This is a genomic window from Streptomyces sp. NPDC086080 (assembly GCF_044540255.1).
GTDB lineage: Bacteria > Actinomycetota > Actinomycetes > Streptomycetales > Streptomycetaceae > Streptomyces.
In genome coordinates, this window is the sequence record NZ_JBITRU010000105.1 from 1 (window position 1) to 1,477 (window position 1,477).

Annotated in this window: 1 protein-coding gene; it reads right to left on the reverse strand. The window is 67.8% G+C overall.

The window, feature by feature from the left end; translation table 11 throughout:
• Window positions 1-66: 66 nt before the first annotated feature.
• A complete protein-coding gene (locus ACIF9R_RS38265; RefSeq protein ID WP_399987729.1) occupies window positions 67-1,338 on the reverse strand; it encodes an IS256 family transposase in 1,272 nt (423 codons plus the stop codon).
• Between the last annotated feature and the right edge of the window lie 139 nt (window positions 1,339-1,477).

The window sequence follows — 1,477 nt, forward strand, 5'->3', positions numbered from 1 at the left end:
GGGTCTATCAGGAATTAGGTGTGATTCGTCTGTTTGGCCTACGAGTTGGTGGGTGGGCTGTTCGGCCTACACTCGTCCGGCAGTAAGGCGGCCGTCGAAGAGGACGTCGAATTCGTTGAGGGCGGACTTCCAGCGGTTGTTCCAACGCTGGCGGCCGCGGCCGGTGGGGTCGAGGGCGAGGGTGGCGAGGTAGAGGCGTTTGAGGGCGGCCTGCTCGTTGGGGAAGTGTCCGCAGGCGCTCGCCGCGCGCCGGTAGCGGGCGTTGAGGGACTCGATGGCGTTGGTGGTGTAGACGACCTGGCGGATCGCGTCGGGCAGGCCGAGGAAGGGTACAAACTCGCTCCAGGCACGCTGCCAGGTGCCGGCGATCGAGGGATAGCGCTTGCCCCACGTTGCGTCGAAGTCGGCGAGCCGCTGCCGGGCTTCTTCCTCGTTGACGGCGGTATAGACGGGCTTGAGGTCGCGGGCGACCTCGGCCCAGTCGCGGCGTGATGCATAGCGCAGGCTGGCGCGGATGAGGTGGACCACGCAGGTCTGCACGACGGTCTGGGGCCAGACGGTGTTCACCGCGTCGGGCAGGGCGCTCAGGCCGTCGCAGACCAGCATGAGCACGTCGCGGACGCCTCTGTTCTTGATCTCGGTCAGGACGGTCTGCCAGTATTTTGCGCCCTCGCCGCCGCTGCCGGCCCACAGTCCGAGGATCTCGCGGTAGCCGTCCGCGGTGACCGCGACGGCCACGTAGATGGGCCGGTTGGCGACGTGACCGTCCCTGATCTTGACGTGCACGGCGTCGATGAAGACGACCGGATAGACCGGGTCGAGCGGGCGGGTTCGCCATTCCGCCATCGATTCCAGGGCCTTGTCGGTGATCGTGGAGATGGTCTCCTTCGTGGTCGTCATCCCGTACGTCTGGGCGAGGTGGGAGACGATCTCGCCTGAGGTCAGGCCCTTCGCGGTCAGCGAGAGCACCAGGTCGTCCAGCGCGCCGGTGCGGCGGGCGTGCACGGGCAGCAGCCGGGGCCGGAAGGTGCCCAGCCTGTCTCTGGGGACCTGCACCGTGACGGCGCCGACCTCCGTCATGACCTTCTTGGCCCGGTAGCCGTTGCGCGTATTGCCGCCCGAGCGGGACCCGCGCCCGCCGATCCGGCCGGCCTCGGCGGCGAGGTGCTCGTCCATCTCAGCCTCCAGAGCGGCCTGCATCAGATGCTGGGCCAGTTCGGGCAACAGCCCGCCCTCGCCCATCAGCCGCAGCCCTTCGCCGCCACGGACCTTCTCGGCCGCGAGCGCGGCCAGCTCCTCCAGCAGCTCGCTGGACAGACCGTTCTCGGACACCGGCATCGACTTCACGTCGGCACCCTGGACACTGCCGTCGGCCACGGCAAGCGACACGCGGTCCACGGCCTCGATCAGGTGACCTGTCGTCGCATTCATCAGATGACTCCTTCGGGAAGGATCACACCTAATTCATGACACTCCC